This is a genomic window from Campylobacter sp. CNRCH_2014_0184h (assembly GCF_025772985.1).
In the GTDB taxonomy this organism is placed as follows: domain Bacteria; phylum Campylobacterota; class Campylobacteria; order Campylobacterales; family Campylobacteraceae; genus Campylobacter_D.
The window spans coordinates 98,133-119,431 of the sequence record NZ_JAKMTB010000002.1 but is presented as its reverse complement, the minus strand read 5'-3'; the positions used below and the strand labels follow the sequence as shown (position 1 = coordinate 119,431).

22 protein-coding genes, 1 tRNA gene and 1 other RNA gene are annotated in these 21,299 nt (G+C 30.4%); 7 read left to right on the top strand and 17 right to left on the bottom strand.

The genetic code is table 11. The features are described from left to right. Positions 1-173 precede the first annotated feature (173 nt). Genes L8X36_RS02625 through modA form a run of 3 tightly spaced genes read right to left on the bottom strand, consistent with a single transcriptional unit; the run spans position 174 to position 2,154 of the window. Positions 174-1,028 (bottom strand): sulfate/molybdate ABC transporter ATP-binding protein, encoded by an 855-nt coding sequence (locus L8X36_RS02625; protein WP_263682392.1) that lies wholly within the window; start codon positions 1,026-1,028, stop codon positions 174-176. Further along, positions 1,022-1,411, bottom strand: a complete 390-nt coding sequence (locus L8X36_RS02620) for a hypothetical protein (protein WP_263660178.1) — start codon at positions 1,409-1,411, stop codon at positions 1,022-1,024. The genes L8X36_RS02625 and L8X36_RS02620 overlap by 7 nt, the downstream gene beginning before the upstream one ends. After that, positions 1,408-2,154 carry a molybdate ABC transporter substrate-binding protein gene (gene modA, locus L8X36_RS02615; protein ID WP_263660179.1) on the bottom strand — a complete coding sequence of 249 codons (747 nt, stop codon included), beginning with the start codon at positions 2,152-2,154 and terminating at the stop codon, positions 1,408-1,410. Before modA ends, L8X36_RS02620 begins: the two co-directional genes overlap by 4 nt. Before the next feature lie 219 nt (positions 2,155-2,373). On the opposite strand from modA, the gene L8X36_RS02610 reads away from it, so the two are divergent. The 3 genes from L8X36_RS02610 to L8X36_RS02600 are packed head-to-tail and all read left to right on the top strand — an operon-like array spanning position 2,374 to position 6,104. After that, positions 2,374-3,060 (top strand): VacJ family lipoprotein, encoded by a 687-nt coding sequence (locus tag L8X36_RS02610; protein WP_263682391.1) that lies wholly within the window; start codon positions 2,374-2,376, stop codon positions 3,058-3,060. A 9-nt stretch (positions 3,061-3,069) separates the two neighbouring features. Then, entirely contained in the window at positions 3,070-3,639 is a 570-nt protein-coding gene (locus tag L8X36_RS02605; protein WP_047208573.1) for an ABC transporter substrate-binding protein, read from the top strand. Then, a complete protein-coding gene (locus tag L8X36_RS02600; RefSeq protein ID WP_263682390.1) occupies positions 3,639-6,104 on the top strand; it encodes an efflux RND transporter permease subunit in 2,466 nt (821 codons plus the stop codon). Before L8X36_RS02605 ends, L8X36_RS02600 begins: the two co-directional genes overlap by 1 nt. A 24-nt stretch (positions 6,105-6,128) precedes the next feature. Here L8X36_RS02600 and L8X36_RS02595 read toward each other — a convergent pair whose 3' ends face one another. Further along, the gene (locus L8X36_RS02595) at positions 6,129-6,746 is read right to left on the bottom strand and encodes a non-canonical purine NTP pyrophosphatase (protein ID WP_263682389.1); all 618 of its coding nucleotides are present in this window, start codon (positions 6,744-6,746) and stop codon (positions 6,129-6,131) included. A 76-nt stretch (positions 6,747-6,822) separates the two neighbouring features. On the opposite strand from L8X36_RS02595, the gene L8X36_RS02590 reads away from it, so the two are divergent. Beyond that, a complete protein-coding gene (locus L8X36_RS02590; protein WP_263675125.1) occupies positions 6,823-8,124 on the top strand; it encodes an MFS transporter in 1,302 nt (433 codons plus the stop codon). A 6-nt stretch (positions 8,125-8,130) separates the two neighbouring features. On the opposite strand, the gene L8X36_RS02585 is transcribed toward L8X36_RS02590, so the two are convergent. Further along, complete coding sequence (locus L8X36_RS02585) at positions 8,131-9,174, bottom strand: AI-2E family transporter (RefSeq protein ID WP_263682388.1); 1,044 nt, start codon at positions 9,172-9,174, stop codon at positions 8,131-8,133. Further along, positions 9,164-10,174, bottom strand: coding sequence for a Holliday junction branch migration DNA helicase RuvB (gene ruvB / locus L8X36_RS02580; RefSeq protein WP_263682387.1), 1,011 nt, complete (start codon positions 10,172-10,174; stop codon positions 9,164-9,166). The genes L8X36_RS02585 and ruvB overlap by 11 nt, the downstream gene beginning before the upstream one ends. Before the next feature lie 87 nt (positions 10,175-10,261). Between ruvB and L8X36_RS02575 the strand changes: the two genes are divergently transcribed. Continuing rightward, positions 10,262-10,672, top strand: coding sequence for a hypothetical protein (locus L8X36_RS02575; RefSeq protein WP_039619086.1), 411 nt, complete (start codon positions 10,262-10,264; stop codon positions 10,670-10,672). Between the two features lies 1 nt (position 10,673). Beyond that, positions 10,674-11,032, top strand: a transfer-messenger RNA (tmRNA) gene (gene ssrA, locus L8X36_RS02570). A gap of 5 nt (positions 11,033-11,037) precedes the next feature. Here ssrA and L8X36_RS02565 read toward each other — a convergent pair. From L8X36_RS02565 to L8X36_RS02555, 3 genes are all read right to left on the bottom strand, one after another. Further along, complete coding sequence (locus L8X36_RS02565; protein ID WP_263682386.1) at positions 11,038-11,259, bottom strand: hypothetical protein; 222 nt, start codon at positions 11,257-11,259, stop codon at positions 11,038-11,040. A gap of 120 nt (positions 11,260-11,379) precedes the next feature. Further along, on the bottom strand, positions 11,380-12,309 hold the full coding sequence (locus L8X36_RS02560; RefSeq protein WP_039619082.1) for a ribose-phosphate pyrophosphokinase: 930 nt from the start codon (positions 12,307-12,309) through the stop codon (positions 11,380-11,382). A gap of 64 nt (positions 12,310-12,373) precedes the next feature. Next, positions 12,374-12,778, bottom strand: coding sequence for an acyl-CoA thioesterase (locus L8X36_RS02555; RefSeq protein ID WP_012661971.1), 405 nt, complete (start codon positions 12,776-12,778; stop codon positions 12,374-12,376). Positions 12,779-12,842: 64 nt separating this feature from the next. Here L8X36_RS02555 and ciaB point away from each other — a divergent pair, with 64 nt between their 5' ends. Next, a complete protein-coding gene (gene ciaB, locus L8X36_RS02550) occupies positions 12,843-14,678 on the top strand; it encodes an invasion protein CiaB (RefSeq protein WP_263682385.1) in 1,836 nt (611 codons plus the stop codon). Between the two features lie 18 nt (positions 14,679-14,696). On the opposite strand, the gene L8X36_RS02545 is transcribed toward ciaB, so the two are convergent. The 8 genes from L8X36_RS02545 to L8X36_RS02510 form a co-directional block, all read right to left on the bottom strand. Next, positions 14,697-14,891: a hypothetical protein gene (locus L8X36_RS02545; RefSeq protein ID WP_263682384.1), complete on the bottom strand. Its 195-nt coding sequence runs from the start codon at positions 14,889-14,891 to the stop codon at positions 14,697-14,699. After that, the gene (locus L8X36_RS02540) at positions 14,884-16,353 is read right to left on the bottom strand and encodes a DNA methylase (protein ID WP_263682383.1); all 1,470 of its coding nucleotides are present in this window, start codon (positions 16,351-16,353) and stop codon (positions 14,884-14,886) included. Before L8X36_RS02540 ends, L8X36_RS02545 begins: the two co-directional genes overlap by 8 nt. Before the next feature lie 97 nt (positions 16,354-16,450). Further along, positions 16,451-16,540, bottom strand: a tRNA-Ser gene (locus L8X36_RS02535). A gap of 49 nt (positions 16,541-16,589) precedes the next feature. Then, the gene (locus L8X36_RS02530) at positions 16,590-17,144 is read right to left on the bottom strand and encodes a PepSY-associated TM helix domain-containing protein (RefSeq protein ID WP_263682382.1); all 555 of its coding nucleotides are present in this window, start codon (positions 17,142-17,144) and stop codon (positions 16,590-16,592) included. A gap of 63 nt (positions 17,145-17,207) precedes the next feature. Continuing rightward, the gene (gene pssA / locus L8X36_RS02525) at positions 17,208-17,918 is read right to left on the bottom strand and encodes a CDP-diacylglycerol--serine O-phosphatidyltransferase (RefSeq protein WP_257399294.1); all 711 of its coding nucleotides are present in this window, start codon (positions 17,916-17,918) and stop codon (positions 17,208-17,210) included. Beyond that, positions 17,915-18,532, bottom strand: coding sequence for a phosphatidylserine decarboxylase (locus L8X36_RS02520; RefSeq protein WP_263682381.1), 618 nt, complete (start codon positions 18,530-18,532; stop codon positions 17,915-17,917). Before L8X36_RS02520 ends, pssA begins: the two co-directional genes overlap by 4 nt. After that, positions 18,532-20,454: an ATP-dependent zinc metalloprotease FtsH gene (gene ftsH, locus L8X36_RS02515; RefSeq protein ID WP_263682380.1), complete on the bottom strand. Its 1,923-nt coding sequence runs from the start codon at positions 20,452-20,454 to the stop codon at positions 18,532-18,534. Before ftsH ends, L8X36_RS02520 begins: the two co-directional genes overlap by 1 nt. Beyond that, complete coding sequence (locus tag L8X36_RS02510) at positions 20,454-21,290, bottom strand: 50S ribosomal protein L11 methyltransferase (protein ID WP_263682379.1); 837 nt, start codon at positions 21,288-21,290, stop codon at positions 20,454-20,456. Before L8X36_RS02510 ends, ftsH begins: the two co-directional genes overlap by 1 nt. Positions 21,291-21,299 lie beyond the last annotated feature (9 nt).

Below are 21,299 nucleotides of genomic sequence, written 5' to 3'. Positions count from 1 at the left end.
TAATTAAAAATGAAACTACAAAAGGATAAAAGGTGGAGCTATGGCGTAGAAAAAATAACCATATGCAGTTTTTATCTTCCATTTTGTCCATAAGCTAGTATAAAATTTTAAGATAAAAAATCCATAAGTCATTTATAACCCTGTAATAATTTATCTTATTTTAGCATTGTTTTTTATATCTTAGTTAAATTTAGCGCAAAAGCTTTTTGGCTCAAAAGTACTTCATCATTTTCTTTAAAATCTTTAGCTTCTAAAGGGCTTAGTGCTACTTGGCTGATTTGATTACCTATGGCAAGTATGGCTATAAATATGCTATCTTGCTTTTGTAGTTTTAAAATGCGTGCTTTTATGGCAAATTTTTGTGAGCCTTGCGTCTTTAAAAAAACTTCATTAGGCGAGCCTTCTTTGATGATAGTTCCATTTTCTAAAATGATGACTTTATTAGCCAGTTTATAAACTTCACTTACATCATGACTGATTAAAATAGTAGTGATTTTATAAGTTTTATGTATATTTAAAAGATAATCATGTAAATGCAGTTTTATCTCATTATCTAAGGCGCTAAATGGCTCATCTAAAAGTAAAAGTTTGGGTTTTTGCATAATGGCTCTTGCTAAAGCTACGCGTTGTTTTTGTCCTCCACTTAGTTCTAAAATATGACTTTTTTTGTGTTTGCTTAAATCTAAAAGTTCTAAAAGTTCATTAGCAAATTTTAGATCTTTTTTGGCAAAAAGTAAGTTTTGCTCTACATTCATATTTTCAAATAAAGCATAATCTTGAAAAACAAAGCCAAGTTTTCTTTTTTGTGGACTTAGAAAGTTTTTATCATCAAAAAATACAGTATTATTAAAAGTGCAAATTCCTTGTGCTTTTTCAAAACCTGCTAAAATTCTCAAAAGCGTAGTTTTACCACTACCACTTTTTCCAAAAATAGCACAAAATTCTCCTTCTTTAACTTCAAATTTAACCTTAAGTTTAAATTCTTTTTCTTTATTTTTAAAGATTTTTTCAAAGTCAAGTTTTAGCATAAATACTCTTTGATAAATAAAGCGCTAGGATGTACATAAGCAAATACAAAATCATTTTTTTGATAGTCTTGCTCTAAAAACTCATGGGTGCTAATTTGAGCTTCGAAAGTGCAAATTTCATTTTCTAATCTTATGATAGTGATGATTTGTCCTTGAAAAATATCAATGATTTTTGCATAAAAGGTATTTAAAAATGAGTTTTCTAAATTTTTTTTACTAAGTAAGCATTCGCTACTTTTAAAAGCAAGTAAAACTTCTTGATCAATGCTTGCTTTTTCATCAAGTTCTAAAGCAAGCATATATAATTTATGTTTATTTATAAGAAATTCTACCCAGTTTATATTTTCATGATTTTTTATAGTATTTATTTTAGCTTTAATCATGGGATATTATAGCCATAAGCTTTGAAAATTTCCTTAGCCTTTTTGCTTAAAATAAAATCATAAAATTTCTTAGCTTTGGCATTATCTTTACCATAAGAAGTGATGATAATACCTTGATTGATTGGCTCATAAAGTTTTGGATTGATTAAAATATAATTTTTTCCTTCTTGGAGTTTATAAGATTTTAGTGTATCTTCATATAAAGCACTTGCTGCTATAAAACCCACATCGGCTGCTTTTAGTGTTTGAGTAAGTGCTTCTCCTATGGATTTTGCTTCGATAATTTTAGCTTTTGTTTGCTCATAAATTTTAGCATTTTGTAAAGTTTCTATACTAGCTTGACCATAAGGAGCAGCTTTGGGATTAGCTATGGTGATGATTTTGACTTTTTCTTCTTTAAGTGTGTCTAAGCCTTTGCTTAAATCCATTCTAACACTGAGTAAAGCTAAAGCTCCTTGAGCATAAATAACAGGTTTTGTACTAGCAAAATTATCATCATACAAGCTTTGTGCAAATTTCATATTTGCAGCCATAAATATATCAAATGGCGCTCCATTTTTGATTTGTGAAACTAAATTTCCACTAGCGCCTAAGCTTACATTGATACTAATATCAGGGTTTTCTTTTTGAAATTCTTTTTGCAAGGCTTTAAAAGCATAAGCTACATTTGCAGCTGCAGCGATATTTACATCAGCGCCATAGCCAAAAATACACAAAAAAAGCAGGGTGAAAATTTTTTTCATTTTTTATCCTTTTAGTAGTAAATTTTGAAAAAATTATAGCTTATTTTTAAAAGCAAAAATAAATTTGTATTTTTTGCATATTTTCTAAGACTTATTTTATAGGTAAATAAAAATTTTTAATCTTTTTAAAGAATATTTTAAAAGCATTTTAATGTAAAAATTTATTTTAATTTTTGTATAATTTACGATTTCAATTTGTGAAATTTTAAAAGGAAAAACTTGTTAAAATACATACTAAGTTTGTGTTTATTTTTTAATACTTTGATTTTAGCCAATGACTTTGAAGATTTTGAACAAGAATATCAAAAAAAAGAAGTCAAAGATAGCTTTTACAGCTATAATAAAGCTATAAGTAAATTTAATTATGATCTTTATACTTATTTTTTAAGACCGGTTGCACTTTCTTACAAAAGTGTTACTCCAAGTTTTATAAGAACAGGGGTAAAAAATGCTTTTGATACCACAAGATCACCTTTTAGATTTATCAATCACCTTTTAAGTTTAGAATTTAGAAAAGCTGGCGAGGAATTTGGAAGATTTTGTGTGAATGTGATTTTTGGATTTGGTTTGTTAGATAGTGCGAGCAAAACTCCTTTAAAAAGTTATGAGGCTGATTTTGGAACGACTTTGGGCAAATGGGGAGTAGGTAGTGGACCACACCTAGTGCTTCCACTTTTAGGTCCTTATAATGTAAGAGATGCTTTAGCTTTACCTGTAAATTGGTTTATGGTGCCTGAGGGATATATTGAGAGTCTTTGGGTTGGAGCAGGCGTAAATGCTGCATTAAAATTAAATGAATTAAGTTTTGAGTATGAAAAAATAGATGATATTTACCAAAATAGTGTAGATTATTATACTTTTATACGCGATGCGTATGAACAAAGACGCCAAGAACTCATCAAATAAGGAGAATAAATGAAAAAAATCATAGTTTTACTTTTTAGTGTAGTATTTGCATTCGCTTTAAATTTGCAAGATATTTCTAAAACTATGCAAGAAAAAATTGATGAGAGCTTAAAAATTTTAGATCAAAATAAAAATGATAAAGCTAAAGCGGCGGAAAAAATCTTTGCTTTATTTGATGGTGTTTTTGATTATGAGCTTATGGCCAAACTTAGTCTTTCTACAAGATATGAAAAATTAAGTGAAAATGAAAAAAATGAATTTAACAAAGCTTTTGAAAAAAACCTTAAAAAAAGTTTCACAGATAAGCTTGCTTTGTATGATTCTCAAAAATTAAAAGTGATTAATTTAGAAGAAAAAAACAAAAGAGCTTTTTTGAAAACTTCTATGATAGTAGATGGCAAAGAAAATTTTGTAATTTTTAAATTTTATGATAAAAATAATGATTGGCAAATTTATGATGTAGATATTTTTGGCATAAGTATCATACAAACTTATCGCTCACAATTTAAAGATGTCTTGCAAAATGGCGATTTTAAAACCTTGCTTGAAAAGCTTTCTAGTGTTGATTTTTCTAAATAATGCTAAGTAAAATTTTAAAAATCTTTCTTAATTTCCCAAAGCTAACTTTGGGAATTACTTTAATCTTTTGTATATTTTTTAGTTTTTTTGCTAAAAATTTAAGTGTTGATGCAAGTGCTGAAAGCTTGCTTTTAGAGCATGATGAGGGTTTGAAACTATATAGAGAAGTTTCAGCACGTTATGGCAATGATAATTTTTTAATGCTTGCTTTTGCTCCTAAAGATAAAGATATTTTTGCTAAAGAAAATTTAGAAACTATAAAAAATTTAACTCTTGATTTAGAAAAAATCAATGGTGTGCAAAAGGTATTTTCTATCGCCAATGCGCCTTTACTTGCAAGTTCTAAAGGTAAAGAATTAAAAGAGCTTATCCAAAATATACCTAATATTTTTAGTCAAGATGTGGATATTAATCTAGCTAAAAAAGAAATTTTAAACCAACCCTTTTATAAAAATAATATCATCTCAAAAGATGGAAAAACAACAGGAATTTTGATTTATCTAGCGCCTGATCTTGTTTATAATGACTTGATTAATTCAAGGGATAATGCAAAAAGTGAAAATGAAAAAGAGCATTTTAGAGCCTTGATTAAAAAACACCAAGAAAACTCAAGAGAATTTAGTGCAAAAAGATTAGAAGAAATTACTAAAATAGTATCTAAGTATAGTCAAAATGGAGACTTTTTGCACCTTGGCGGTGTAGAAATGATCGCTAATGATATGATTAATTATGTAAAAAGTGATTTAAAAATTTATGGTTTTAGTTTAATAGGACTTTTATTTATAGCACTTTGGTGGTTTTTTGGCTCTTTGCGTTTGGTGTTTTTGGCTTTGGGAATTTGTGTGGTTTCGCTTTTTACTTCAAGTGGGATTTTCGCACTTTTGGGCTTTGATATTACCGTAGTGTCTTCAAACTATGTAGCTTTAGTGCTTATTATCACTGTTTCTGTTGTGATACACTTAATCGTACATTTTATAGAAAATTTACACAAACACCCAAAAGCTAGTGTTTATAAGCTTTTGCTCTCAACCTTACTTGATAAAGCAAGTCCTAGTTTTTATGCTATTTTAACCACAGTTGTTGGATTTTTAAGTTTTGTTTTTTCAGATATTGAGCCTATTATCAAACTTGGTATTATGATGAGTCTTGGTATTAGCGTGAGTTTGGTTTTAGCTTATATTTATTTTGCAAGTATTTTGGTACTAATGCCACGTTTAAATTTTAAAGAGCTTAATCAAAATTCATTGAAATTTTTAAGTTTTTGTGCAAATGTAAGTTTAAAACATAGAAAAATTATCTATGGCATAAGTTTATTTTGTGTGGCTTTTGCTTTGTATGGAATTTTACAAATTAAAGTAGAAAATAGCTTTGTGAGTTATTTTAAAGATAGTTCTAGGATTAAACAAGGTTTGTTGATTATAGATAAAGAGCTAGGCGGAACTATGCCTTTAGATGTGATTGTTAAGTTTAAGCAAGATCCAAAACAAAATGAAAGCTTAGATGAGTTTGAGCAAGAATTTGATGATTTAGCTAAAGATGATAGATATTTTTTTAGTAGTGAAAAAACAAGAATAGCTGCTAAGGTTCATGAGTTTTTAAGTGAGCAAAAATATGTAGGTTCTGTGCTTAGCTTACAAAGTTTGCTAGAGCTTGGAAAAAGCATTAATGATGGTAAGGCTTTAGATGATTTTGCCTTGGCGTTTTTATATGAAAATTTAGATGAGAATTTTAAAAAGCAAGTTTTAACCCCTTTTGTAAGTGTGGAAAATAATGAGTTGCGATTTAGCGTGCGTATGCTAGATAGTGATCCAAATTTAAGACGTGATGCTTTTTTAAAACAGCTTGAAAAAGACTTAAAAGAACTTTTACAAAAAGATAATGTAGAGGTTAAAATCAGTGGTATTATGCCTTTGTATAATAATATGCTTCAAAGTCTTTTTTCATCACAATTTGACACTTTAGCCTTTGTGGTGCTTGTGATTTTTGCTTTATTTGTGGTGATTTTTAGAAGTTTTGTTTATGCTTTTGTGGCGATTTTGGCCAATCTCATACCTTTGGCTTTGGTGTTTGGTTTAATGGGTGTTTTCAATATACCACTTGATATTATGAGCATTACCATAGCTGCTATTTGTATAGGAATAGGGGTTGATGATATGATTCATTATATTCATCGTTTTAAAGAAGAATTAAAACATAAAAGCTTAGAAGAGGCTATAAAAGCTTCACATATAGGTATAGGAAGTGCGATTTATTATACTAGTGTTACGATTATTCTAGGCTTTTTGGTAATGATTAGTAGTAATTTTATCCCGACGATTTATTTTGGCTTGCTTACGGTTTTGGCTATGAGTTTACTTTTATTTGGTTCGCTTTTTTTATTACCAAGTTTTATTTTAAGCTATCATTATCTTAAGCAAAATTATAATAAAGCAACATCCAAATCACATAAAGCCCAAAGGCAATAAGCATATATTTTATAAATTGTTTCATTAATACTCCATTTTTTCTAATGCTCTTAAGATGTAAGTAGCAAACATTAGTGCTTGCGAGCGGTGTGAAATTTTTAATTTTACTTGCTCATCTAATTCACCTAAGGTTTTATCAAAACCTTTTGGGATAAATAAAGGATCATATCCAAAGCCATTATTACCCCTTGGAGTATCAATAGCAAGGCCATGCATATATCCATGCGTACTAAAATGTCCATATTTTGAACTTATAGCTATGGCTGCAGTGTAAAAAGCTTTGCTTTGATGTAGATTTTTTTCATGTAAGGCTTGGATGAGCTTATTTCTATTGGCATCATCAGTGCCTTCTTGAGAGTATCTTGCAGAAAAAATCCCCGGTGCATTGTCTAAAGCCTCTACGCTTATACCACTATCATCACTTAAGGTGATAAATTCATCTTGCTTTTTGCCTAAAGCATTAAAAATAGCTTTAGATTTTATCAAAGCATTTTCTTTAAAACTCGTGCCATCTTCGATGATTTCAAAAGGGGTGATGATTTCATTTAAGGCATAAATTTCATAAGTAGTTAAAAATTTTTTGATTTCTTCTACTTTGTGTGCGTTAGAAGTTGCTAGAATGATTTTTAATTTTTTCTTCATAAATTACTCTTTTTGTTTTGACTTTAAAAAAAGTTTATCAAAATCATAGTAAAATTATCCTTTATAAGGAGAAAAGATGTTAAAAACTGTTTTACCTTTGTCTTTTATTGTAGGAACTAGATTTTTTGGATTATTTATAGTTTTGCCGGTTTTAAGTTTATATGCTTTAAATTTAAAAGGAGCCAATGAGTTTTTAGTAGGGCTTTTAGTAGGTGTGTATGCTCTAACTCAAATGGCATTGCAAGTTCCTTTTGGAATCATTTCAGATAAAATAGGGCGTAAAAAAACTATGCTAATAGGACTTGTGGTGTTTATCATAGGTTCTTTGGTATGTTCATATGCTGATGATATTTATACGATGATGTTTGGAAGGCTTTTACAAGGAGCAGGAGCCATAGGAGCAGTAGCTACTGCTATGATAAGTGATTTTATCAATGAAGAAAATCGCGGTAAGGCTATGGCTATCATGGGTTCATTTATAGGACTTTCTTTTGCAGCTTCTTTGGTGCTTTCTCCTTTAATGAGTGCTAAATTTGGACTTTCAAGTTTGTTTGATTTAAGTGCGATTTTGAGTTTAATTTGTATCGTGCTTTTATTTAGCGTTGTACCAAAAGAGCATACAATAGTACATGAAAATACTAAAACTCCATTGAAAAAACTTTTAAAAGAAAAAAACTTAGCTTTGATGAATCTTACTAATTGTATGCAAAAAATGCTTATGAGTATTGCGTTTTTAAGTATTCCTTTGGTTTTGGTGCATGAGTTTAATTATCCAAGTGAGAATTTATGGCATGTTTATGTTAGCTCTATGGTGCTTGGGTTTTTGGCTATGGGTTTATCAGGATCTTTGGGAGAAAAAAGAGGCTTAAGTAAAGAGATATTGCTTTTAGGTGTGGCATTTTTTATCATCGCTTATATTATATTTGCTTTTTCGCATAATGCTTTAGTGTTTATGGTGGGTGTTGTAGTATTTTTTATAGGATTTAATTTGCATGAGCCTATTATGCAAAGTTGTGCGAGTAAATTTGCCAAAGTAAATGAAAAAGGCGCAGCTTTGGGTGTGTTTAATGCTTTTGGCTATTTTGGAAGCTTTTTAGGTGGTGTTGTAGGGGGGTATTTTTTACACCATTTTAGTTTAGTTTCTCTTGCTTTTATTTTGATAACTTTGTCTGTAATTTGGTTTGTGTTGCTTTTGTTTTTACAAAGTCCAGCAGATTTTAAAAATGTCTATTTATCTTTAGAAACAAAGCATGATTTAAATAATATTAAAGGTATAAATGGAGTTTTAGATGTGTATAAAAACTCTAAATTTTTAGTGATTAAATACAATAAAAAACTTACAAGCGAAGAAGAAATTTTAGCGATTATTGAAAAATAATCGCTTTTATACAAAATGCTTTTCTTTTAAAATCACATATAATTTTAAAGTAGAAATAAAGAAAGTTAAAATAGCAGGTCCAAGGATAATACCCCAAAAACCAAAACTTGAAATTCCTGCTATCATCGCAAAGAAAATTAAAAGTTCGTTAATTTGCGTTGGAATTTGAACAAGTTTTTCATTGATCCATTTAATGATATAAGGTTTTACTAAAGTATCTGCGATAAAAGATATCATTACCACGCTATAAATGAAAATCACTAAAGCACCGCTTAGATTGTTATTGGCAAATTCATATAAAGAAACAGGCACATAAACTAATGCCCCGCCTACAACAGGGATTAAAGAGCTAAAGCAAAATAATATTCCCATTAAAATCGCATCATAACCATAAAATTTAGTAATGATAGCAAAAAGCACTCCTTGCAAAATGGCATTTAGCACCATAGAATAAAACACAACAGACATTACATTACTCACTTCACTTAAAATGCCTTGAGTTTCTTCTTTTTTCATAGGTACTATGGTTTTGATATAGCCAATGAGTTGGGCTCCATAAAGATTAGCAAAGAAATAAAACACACAAATTAACACCATATCAGTTAGAAATTTAGTCCCAAATTTAGTTGCGCTTGAAAGATAGGTTAAAACATCTTTAGAGATGGAATTTAAATCAATACTTGCTAGCGCTTCTTTGATTTTTGGTTCTATAAAGCTTAGAGATTCAGGTAGGTGCAAAGAATAATTTTTAAAATATTCTATGGTATTATGAATATAACTTATATTAAAACCGCTAGCTGCTTTTGCAAGTTCTATAATAGCATATACAAAAGGTATAAAAAATAAAGCTAACATAAAAGCAGTGGTAGCTGCTGCTGCTATGACTTTTTTACCTTTGAATATATTTAAGAATTTAACATTAACATTAGAAGTAGAAACAGCCATTAAACTTGCTATGGCTATATTCATCAAAAAAGGTTTAAATAAAAAAAGCACCCAAAATAAAATAAATAAAATAAAGCTAATTAAGAAAAAATTACTACTTTTCATCAAATAAACCCTTGTTGTATTTTAATTTTAAAACATCAAAACTTTTTAAGCTTGCAATACGACCTTTGGCTGTTCTTTCTATATAACCATTTGCTAGTAAATATGGCTCTATCACATCTTCTATGGTGTTTTCATCCTCACTTAATGCTGCAGCTATACTAGAAAGTCCTATAGGTTTTCTTTTAGCTTCAGTTAAAAGCTCTAAATACCTTAAATCCATCGCGTCAAAACCAAGCTCATTTACCCCTAAAGAATCAAGCGCTTCTTTAGCTCTTTTTTCGCTAATGATTTCCTCATCATTTACATCAGCAAAGTCCCTTACACGCTTAAGCAATCTTAAAGCAATCCTTGGGGTTGAGCGACTGCGTTTGGCTATTTCTAAAGAAGCTTTTTTTTCACAAGTTTTATTAAGCTTTAGAGCTGCTTTTTCTAAAATGATAGCAAGCTCTTCATCTTTATAAAATTCCAAGCGAAATTGCATACCAAAGCGATCGCGTAAAGGATTGCTTAGCATACCTGCTCTTGTAGTAGCACCTATTAAAGTAAATTTGGGCAAATCGATTTTGATTGTTTGTGCAGCAGGTCCACTGCCGATGATGATATCAAGACGAAAATCTTCCATAGCAGGGTAAAGCACTTCTTCTATGGCAGGGCTTAAGCGATGAATTTCATCGATAAATAAAATATCTCCCTCGCTAAGGTTAGTTAAAATCGCAGCTAAATCCCCGCTTTTTTCTATCATGGGTGCAGCGGTAGTTTTGATATTTGCATTCATTTCATATGAGATAATGTTTGCTAAAGTTGTTTTGCCAAGTCCTGCAGGCCCACTAAAAAGGATATGATCTAGACATTCATTTCTTTTTTTAGCAGCTTTGATGAAAATTTCTAAATTTTTTTTAATGTTTTCTTGTCCTATGTAGCCGTCAAAATTTGAAGGTCTAAGGCTTGTTTCATAAGTTTCATCAGGGGAGAATTTTTCAATCTCTACGATTCTATCCATATTTTTTCCATTTTATTTTGTAAGAAATTTTAATTTTATCTAAAATTTGCTAAAATAAACATTTAAACTTAGATTATAGAAGTTTTTATGGGAATTTTAGAGCAATTAGAGTTAGATTACGAGCTTGAAGAAATCGAGCGTTTTTTGTATTTTTTTAGAAGTCTTTGCGATGTTTTAGAGCCTTTGATAGTAAAGCTAAGCAGCGATAGCTCAAAATACAAAGAAGCTTTAAAAGACTTAGAACAAAATATCCACAATGTAGTTTGGGCTGCTAAAAGATTAAATTTAGATGAGATTGCAAATTTTTGCACATTCTGTGAGGAAATTATGCAAGAAGCAGCTAAATTTGATGGGCCTGCTAGCGATGAATTTGTGGATTGGATGTTTTTAGTGGGTGAGCAGCTTGATAGATATTGCAGTGATTATGAAAAAAATGCTTCTTTTTTAAGCGTATTTAACCCTCAAATTGCAAATGTTCCAGATAAAATTTCTAAATAATGGGGACGACTTGGCTTCGACAGGAGTAGAGTGGCCTTGGTGGCATGTCGCTTTGAGCAAAGCGTATAAAGCTCAAATTAAAATTAAACGCAAACAACGTTAAATTTGCTCCTGCTTACGCTAAAGCTGCGTAAGTTCAGTTGAGCCTGAATTTTAAGTGATACTATCTAGCTTAGAATTTGGTCATTTTTGATAGTGTAGATTGAAATTTGACAAGTTTTAATTGAAGTTAAAGTCTTAGTCTAGCTTGAAATTTTGGAAGGTGAGTTTGGCTAGATGAAATTTTCACCTTTGCTAAGCATGTAGATGCCGTGGTTGTTTTATTTTTGGACAGGGGTTCAATTCCCCTCGTCTCCACCAGTAATTTAGTTTTTATTAACTAGTGCATCTCTTATATCTATGACAAGATAAATTACAAAAAAGCTTAAAAATATTGCAACTAAAGATCCAATAAGTGTTACTAGACCTACTATAAATCCTAGAGTAAACATCAGCGCAATAGAATAAATAATCGCTATAATAAAGCTTAATGCAGCCACTATATCAAGTATAGTTCTACCAAAATTTAAGATTAAATTTTTAATCATAATAGCTCCTTAATTAATAATAATTTATTAATTATAGCAAAATATAATTTTAATTAATATAAAATTGTAGAATTATTTGAAGTTTAGATTTTCTTTGCAAGGATGGTCCTTGCAAAGAATTTATACAAATAAAGAATTCACACTTTCATTGTGATAAACTCTGCGTATTACCTCACCAAAAATAGGTGCTACGCTTAGGACTTTGATTTTATCCATTTGTTGTTTTAAAGGTATAGTGTCAGTTACTACTAGCTCATCAAGCGCATCTTTAGCTATTCTTTCATAAGCTACACCACTAAGTACAGGGTGAGTACAGCAAGCTATAACTGACTTTGCACCTTTGCTTTTAAATACTTCGGCAGCTTTTACTATGGTTCCTGCTGTATCAATGATATCATCTACCAAAATCACTTCTTTATCTTTTACATCGCCGATGACATTCATCACTTCGCTTTCATTAGCTTTTTCGCGTCTTTTATCTACTATAACTATATCAAGTCCTAAAGCTTTTGCTACGCTTCTAGCTCTTGCTATACCGCCTATATCAGGACTTGCAATGATAGGGTTTTTATAGTTTTTATTTTTAATATAATCATTAAAAATAATACTTCCATAAAGATTATCCACAGGTATATCAAAAAAGCCTTGAATTTGTCCAGCATGTAAATCTATGGTAGCTACTCTATCTACTCCTGCTGATTCTATAAGATTTGCTACTAATTTTGCAGTAATAGGCACCCTAGGGCTTGCTTTTCTATCTTGTCTAGCGTAACCAAAATAAGGGATGATAGCTGTGATAGAGCTTGCACTTGAGCGACGCAATGCATCTGTCATGATTAAAAGTTCCATTAGATTATCATTTGTTGGAGCACAAGTGCTTTGAATGATAAATACATCTTTACCACGCACGCTTTCATCTATTTGAATGCTAATTTCACCATCGCTAAAACGCTTCACACCTGCATTGCTTAGAGGCAATGAAAGGTATTTTGAGATTTTTTTAGCAAATTCTTCATTTGCTGAACCAGAAAATATTTTATATCCACGCATATATAAGCCTTAGAAAATTTTTTGTGATGATATAAAAAGTTTTTTAAAAATACAATAAAACATATTAAAAGCCGTGTAATCTTTTTAAATCAGCATCAATAGGAAATTTATTTCCATCTTTATCTACGCTCACATAAGTTACTACAGCTGAAGTTACATGCATACAATACACACGGCCATATTCATTAGCTCTTTGAGTAACTACTTCTACTGCTACGGTGATGGATGTATTACCTGCTTTGATGATTTTTGCATAGCAAGATACCAAATCACCTACGAAAATTGGCTCTTTAAAAATGATTTTATCTACCGCAACTGTGACAACTCTTTGTGGGGAAAGTTCTCTTGCAGCAATGGCTCCGGCTAGATCAATTTGTGACATGATCCAACCACCAAAGATATTGCCAGCGGGGTTTGTATTGCTTGGCATAGCTATAACTCTTAGCTTAGGTTCTCCCATATCTTTCATACATTCTCCTTGTGTTTTAAAAAAAACATTATAATTAAGTTTTAAAAATAAAGAAAGGTAAAAAATGAATGATTTTAAGCAAATAGCAAAAATTGTGAAAAATAGGAAACAAAATATCAATAGTCTTTATAATATACTTCAAACGAATCAAAGTCATCCTTTGATAGATAGAGCCTTAGAACTAGCTAATCTTGAAAACGAAAAAAGCAATGTTTTGGCAATGTTGCGTCGTTTGGTGGATTTAAAAGAGGAAAATTTAGTCCAAGAACTTGAAAAAAAAGGTTTAAATGAAGAAGAAATTTCTCAAATAAAATATAAAGTTTTTTCTTTGGTAAGAGCCTTTTATGAAGTAGAACATCAAGATTTAATCGATGAGATTAAGAGTAAAAATTTACTTGATGAGTTTTATTTGGCTTTAGTTCAAGGTGTGCATAATATAGGTGTAGTTATGAATTCTTTTGAGCTTGTTTGGAGCAAGCAAATTTTAGATACAAATAATAAAATCTTAAAAGAACAATTTCCAAATTTAAGTGATGCTTTGGAGTTTTTAAAACAAAATGAGCTTTATCAGCTTAATCAAGATGGTGAAATTTGTGAAAGAAGTTATGGGGCTTTAGTTAAAATAGGAACACTTTGGAGATTTTTACCTTATGCAAAGGCTTTTGAAAATGAGGTTTTAAAGCTTGAATATGAGTTTGATAAACTTTTAGAAAAACTAAGAAATTGTGCGTTAGATGATGAAAAAAATGCTTATATTGATTATATAGAAAAATTAAAATTTGCATTTTGTGAAAAAGATAATAATGAAGTGGTTAAAAAATGGCAAGAAGCAGAGCTTGCGTGGATGGAAGTAAAATGCCCATTGCAAATTGGCCATCCTTTAGAATACTATGAAGACTCTTACACACATGCAGTAGCACTTGAGTGGGATATACGCTTAGAAGATGTGAGTGATTTTAATGGGAGTGAGTTTAAAGATAAAATCAAAGAAAGTTTTGCAATGGTGTATGCAAATTTAGATGAAGAAGATGAAGCTTTGTTTGATGAAGTGAATTTTAATCTTGAAAAAACTCAGCTTTATATTTGTATGCCTATGATTTTTTATGGGGCAGAGCTTAAGGGACTTTTTTCTGCTCAAGTAGTGCCAAATGATGAGTATGTAAGCAATATAGCAGGCAAAAAGATTTTTGCTTTTTTAAATTATGTTTATGAAAATGCTAAAACCAAGCCTTTTATGAAGCTTTCATCTATGGTATTTGAAAAAGAATTTTTAGATTATGGGAGAGAAATTTTATTTTATAATGAAAAATTATGGAAAAGAATTTATGAAGTTTCTACCATAGGTCATGAGTTTGGACATATTTTCTTTGTGGCAAATGATAGCGAAAAGAAAATGAATGAAAGTGGTGTATTTAAAAATATAGAAGAGTTTAAAGCTACTGCGGGCGGGCTTGTGAATTTCTTTTTACATGAAGAATATGATTTAAAGCTTCCAGTGTTTTATGAGCTTATTAAAAGGGCTATAGGATTGATCGCTTGGCAAAGAGTAGAGGAGGTTAAGCCTTATTATACAGAAGGTTTGATTCATTTATCATTGTTGTTTAAATCAGGGGTGTTATCTTTTGCAAATGAGAAATTAAACATTAAATTTGATGAAGAAGCTTATGAAGCCTTTAAAGCTGTGTTTATGCAAAATTACTATAAGTTAGCAAGACATTATATGCTAAAAGAAGATGCTAAAAATTATTTAGATGAGTTTTGTATTTTAGAAGATGAGGTGTTTTTACCGCTTGATGAAGAATGCAAGGAATTTGTAAAATATTACTATGAATTACACAAACTTTATGGCAATGAAATCGATGAAAGTGGAGAGTTTGAAAAATACTCTAATGCAAAATAAAATTTTATCAAGAAGAACTTAGCTTTCTTCTTGATATTTGCTATTTTCTAATGCTTTTTCCATATCTTTTTGCGTTTTTAAAATAGCTTTGTTAAAACCATTTAGCACTGAAAATGGAGCAAATTGCGCCGCTCTTTTTTCTCTTGGTATTGGTGGGAATTGTTTTGATTTTTGATATTTTATATTTATTATATCTTTATAATCATCATGCATTATGTCCTCCTATTAAAGAAGTAATTTCTTTGGTTTCATTATCTAAGCTTGAAGCTTTTAAAATAGCTTTTTTACCAAATTTTTGCATGATTTGAAGTCTTGCTTTTTGGAGCTTTTCTTCTTTTTCAAGTTGATTTTTTTCTTGTGAAATTGCGTTAAAATCACTAAATAAATTTAATTCTTGGAAATTTTCTTGAGCTTTATCTGTGATATTATTTAAACTTAGGCTGATTTTTCTAATACTTAAGTTTTTATCATTGATTTTATAAAAAAGTTCTAAGGTTTTTTTGTTGATGATTTTTAAAGAATGGGTAAAATTTTCTAAATTCATACTTCCGTGAGCATTTTTAGGTATAGCTCTTCCATAATTATCTTTAGCAATAGCTCCTTTATAAGAAGCTAAAAGGTTTGAATTTTCTAAATTGCTTTTATCATATTGTATATCTAGCGTGATATGGTTTGTTTTAAGGTTATTTTGTATAAGTTCAAGCACTAAATGATCGACAAGTTCTTTTAAAACCTTTATTGTTTGATTATTATCATATGCAAAAGGTAAAACCTTAGCCATGACTTTAGAGTGATTTTGTGATTTGTAATTTTTAATATCTTTCATCGTGCAAGTTTCAATACCCCATGCATGATCGATTAATAATTCAGCATTAACACCAAAGTGTTTATAAAGCAAAGCTTCGTGTTTTAAAGAAAATCTTGCAAGATCTCCCATAGTATGAATGTTTAAATTTGCAAGTTTTAAGGCAATGCCTTTACCTATACGCCAAAAATCTTTTAAAGGTTTATGCTGCCATAATTTATATCTGTATAATTTTTCATCTAAAAAGGCTATAAGCAAGCCATTTTCATCTACTTGTTGTCTTTTAGCAAGTATATCCATAGCAATTTTAGCTAAGTATAAATTTGTGCCTATACCTGCTGTTGCAGTGATTTTACTTGTGTGTAAAATATCAAGTAAAACCTTAGTAAGTAACTCATAAGCTGAAAGTTTGTATTTTTCAAGATAAGAACTAAGATCAATAAAAACTTCATCAATAGAGTATATATGGATATCTTTTGCATCAAAATACTTCAAATAAATACTGTATATTTTTGTGCTAAATTCTATATAAGTAGCCATTCTGGGCTTGGCGATGATGTAATCTAGTTCTAAATTTAAATCATTTTTAAGTTCTAATGTATCAAAACTTTTAGCTTTAAAGCAGTGTTTTTGAGTTTGTTTTAATCTTTCTTGGTTGATTGAGTGGATTTTTTGTTTAAACTCAAAAAGTCTTAATCTACCAGGTATATTGTAAGTTTTTAGTGCAGGTGAAACTGCTAGTATGATGGTTTTATCTGTTCTTGATTCATCTGCTACAATGAGATTAGTTGTTAAAGGATCTAAATTTCTTAAAACACATTCAGCTGAAGCGTAAAAAGATTTCAAATCAATAGAAGCATAGATTTGCATAGTATGTGGGCTTGCCTTTAGATTTATTCAGTTTGATAGTATTAATTATAGCAATAAAAACTATTAAAATAGATGAAAGGAAATGGATTTTATAATGTGGCGGACAGAGAGGGATTTGAACCCTCGAGACCCGTTAAGATCTGCACCCTTAGCAGGGGTGTGGTTTCAGCCACTCACCCATCTGTCCGTATTAAAAGGAAAAGTATATCTTATTGATTATAAGATATACCTTAAATTTATACACTAAGATAAGCTATAATTAAAGTTATAACAAAACCGGCACCTAAAACCGCGATTTGTTTGCCCCTGTCTTTGCGTATAGCTATGATAGTGATTAAAAGTCCTGAAATATAAAGGATTATCATAGCAAGTGCAAAAGCTAGTCCAAGAACAGAAAAATACCACATACCTTTATCTTTGTGAAGTAAAATCATATTTCCAAGTAAACTTCTTTCTTTTGTGATAATTTCATAATTATTTTCATCTATTTTGACAATACTTGCAGTATAGTTTATAGTGCCAAGCTCTATTCCATCGCCTTTTTTGTTAAGTTTTGGTTCTAAAGATGAAGGAAGTTTTAAGTTATTTTTCTTTAAAAAATCAATTAAAAATTCAGCTTCAGCGCCTTCTTGGATAATAGCTTGAACTTTTTGAGTTTGAATTTTAGCTCCACTTTCCCCATCAAAACCAGCTATATAAGCAAAACCAGTAACAGCATATAAAAATGCTAGTGGTAAGAAAAATAAGCTAATGTAAATGTGAATTTGTCTGAATAATTTGTTTTTATTCATTTTTACTCCTTTTTGAAAAATAATGAAAAGTATATTATTAAAAAGTGAAGTGAAAATAAAATTTTAATCTTTTTTAAATTTACGAGCTAGAGTAAAAAAGCTTCGAATGATTCCATAAAGTACATATAAGCTTGCGACGATTAACGCACTTTCTAAAAAATACAAATAAAGCATGGAAAATAAGATTACTAAAAGGATTAATACTTTTAAAACATTTGCCCGTTTTAAATCAATTTTTTTAAAACTTGGATATCTTATATTGCTTACCATTAAAAAAGCTAAAAGCATTTGAATACATACTATCATCAAAGAAAAATCACGTAAAAAATCATAATATAAATAAGCACTTACCCATAAAGCACTTACAACTGCAGCTGTTGGTATAGGAAGTCCTATAAAAACTGAAGGTTCATAAGTACCTGTGGTGACATTAAATCTTGCTAAGCGTATAGCGCCAAAAACTACAAATAAACCAGCTATTAAGGAACCAAAACGATCATATTCATAACCTATACTCATATAAAAAAGCATAGCAGGTGCAACACCAAAGGCTATTAAATCTGCTAGTGAGTCAAACTCAACTCCAAATTTAGAAGTAGAATTAGTAGCTCTTGCAACGCGTCCATCCAAGCCATCACAAATTAATGATAAAATGATATAAATTAATGCTTTATCAAAATTTTGATTAATAGAAGCAATCACTGAAATAATGCCTAAAAATATGGAAGCAGCTGTAAAAAGATTAGGTAAAATATAAATTAGTTTAAAATTCATGGATTTAAATACCCTATCAATGCACCAATGCGTACTTTATCGTTTTCATTTACGCAAATTCTAGTATCTTTTGGAAGCAATAAACTCACACTGCCATCAAACATAAAACCTATATTTTGTCCATGGTTTAAATGATGACCAAAATCATCAATATGAACTTTTCTATTTAAGGCGCCAAAAATAACGCGTAATGCCAATTGTTTGCCTTTAGAGCGTGCTAAAAATAGCATTCTTTCGCCCATTAAATTTGTATTTTTCATAAATGGACATAAAAAAAGTCCGTGTCTTGGTCTAGTTTCTTCTATATCCATATTAAGTGGAGCTATGATGCTGCCTTGATGAACGATATTATTTATAATTTGCACTTCTATGCATTCGCCAAGCTCTTTATATGAGCTTGTTTTAATGCATTTTATTTTTCCTTCTATGGGAGCTATGATAGTATTTGGATCTGCTATATAATCGATTTTACTAGCTCTAAAAAGGCAAGCAAAAAGTATAAAAATACACCATAAAAGCCAAGAAAATCCCCATATAAATTGAGCTATTGCAAAAACTATAGCTAGAATTATAAGTAAATTCCAGCCAGCCTTTGCAATAAAATTTGTTTTCATTAGTTATCCTTAGTAACTTCTTGCTCTTTTTCTTCTAAGCGCGTTGGAAGATTGTTTTCTTCTTCATAGTTTTTAATAATCTCTCTTACTTTAGCACCATCAATAGTTTCTTCTTCATAAAGTGCTTGTACCATTACTTCTATAGCACCGCTATAAGTTTTTAAAATTTCTTTTACACCCGCATAGCGTTCATCTAAGGTTTTCTTCACATACTCATCTAAATCTTGAGCCATTTTATCAGAATAATCTTTGATGGTTTGTCCGCCACTTAAGAAAGTATTTCTTTGTTTTTCAAGCACCATTAAACCTGCAATTTCACTCATACCATACATAGAAATCATAGCTTTTATGATATCAGTTGCACGCTCAAGGTCATTGCTTGCACCAGTTGAAATTTCTTTAATGAAAATTTCTTCAGCTGCACGCCCACCTAAAAGCACATCAACTTCAGCCAAAAGTTCATGTTTTTGCATTAAAAATTTATTTTCTTCAGGAGTATTGAGTGTATATCCTAAAGCTGCTAAACCACGCGGTATAACAGAAACTTTACTTACTTTTTTAGCACCTTTTGTGGTTTCAGCGATTAAAGCATGGCCACATTCATGATAAGTTACGATTTTTTTCTCTTTATCATTAATTCTACGTGATTTTTTCTCAAGTCCTGCTATAGCTCTTTCTACTGCTTCAACTAAGTCTTTTTGTTCTACATGTTTTTTAGAATCCCTACCTGCAAGCAAAGCTGCTTCGTTAATGATATTTGCTAAATCAGCACCCGCAAGACCTGCTGTTAATCTTGCGATATCTTCTACTTTTACTTCAGGTGAAATTTTAACATCTTTCATATGAACTTTTAAAATATCACATCTGCCTTTAAAATCAGGCTTATCTACTAAAACTTGTCTATCAAAACGTCCTGGTCTAAGTAATGCTGCATCAAGCACTTCAGGACGGTTTGTCGCTGCTAATACGATTACTGGCGAGCTTTCAGTACCAAAGCCATCCATTTCTGCTAGAAGTTGATTTAAAGTTTGCTCTCTTTCATCGTTTCCACCCATCATGCCACTTGCTGCACGTGATTTGCCTATAGCATCAATTTCATCTATAAATACAATAGCTGGAGCTTCTTTTTTAGCATTTTCAAATAAATCTCTAACCCTACTAGCTCCAACACCTACAAACATTTCTATGAAAGATGAACCTGAGACGCTAAAAAATGGTACATCAGCTTCGCCTGCCACTGCTTTTGCGAGCAAAGTTTTACCTGTACCTGGAGGGCCTACAAGCAAAAGTCCTTTTGGAATTTTTGCGCCAAGATTGATATATCTTTCAGGATATTTTAGAAAATCAACTATTTCTTTAACTTCTTCTTTTGCTTCCTCAACACCTGCAACATCATTGAATTTAACTTTTGGTTTTTCTGAATTTACAAGCTTTTTAGAGCTTCCTATACCAAGTATGGATCCGCCCATATTTTTTTGCATACGAGAAGCTAAAAACATCCATATACCAAAGAAAATAAATACCGGTAAAACCCAAGAAAGTAAGATATCTATAAACCAATTACTCTCGTTAAAAGCTCCATAAGAAACGCCTTTTGAATCAAGCAAAGGCACAAAAGTAGCATCATTTGGAACTTTTTTGGTAATATATGCCATATTTCCTGCTTTAGATACTGCTTTTATGGTAGTTTGACCTATGTTAACTTGGGCAATTTGATTGTTTTCAATTAAAGTTTTTAATTCAGAATAAGTAACTTTTTTGGTATTTTCTCCGCCCATAATACCCATGCTACCATCATCTGAAAATCCTTTAAATAAAAGAATCATCACAATGGCAAAAATAGCGAAAATAAAAATAGGGTTTTTATTGAAAAAGCTATTATTGTTTGGATTATCTTTTGGTTCATTTGGTTTTTTATTCATTATTTTGTTTCCTTTTTGTAAGCTAAACTCAACCACTCTCCTTTGTGTTTACATTCTAACAAAGTCAAATCTTTGAATTTATCTTTAATTCTTTCTTCATATTTGTTTAAAATACCAGATAAGATTAAAATTCCACCTTCTTTGGTTTTTTCTTTAAGATCTTTTTCTAGTATGATTAAAATATCAGCAATGATATTTGCCACAACTATATCATATTTATGTAAGCTTTTATTAATAGAACCTACCCAAATATCATCAAAGCTAACTTGATTTAATTTTACATTTTCCTTGCTTGCAACTACGGCTAGCTCGTCTGTATCACAAGCTTGCACTTTAGCTCCAAGCTTTGCCATGATGATACTTAAAATCCCACTTCCACAGCCTACATCTAAGCAAAATTTAGAATCATCTGTGTATTTTTGTAAAAATTCTATACAAGTGTAAGTGCTTTCATGATGTCCTGAGCCAAAAGCTAGGGCAGGGTCTATAATAATATTGATTTTATCTTGTATAGCTTCTTGCCAAGTGGTATGAATGTGGATATTGTCAATGGTTAAAGCTTGTACGCCTTTTTTATACTCTTCTATCCAGTTTTTATTTTCTTTTTTTTCTAAAGTAGAATGAAAATAAATCTTAGTGTTAAATTTTTCACATAATTTTTGATGAAAGCTTTGCAAGGCTATTTGAATGAGTTTTATATCTTCTTCTGATCGTATATAAACGCCATCATCCTTTTCTTCTATGGCATCTATATCTAGAGAAAAAACAAGATCAAGGAATAAATCTAAATATTCCTTATCTGTTTGAAAAAAAAGTTCGTAATAATGTGTTTGCATAAAAACTTA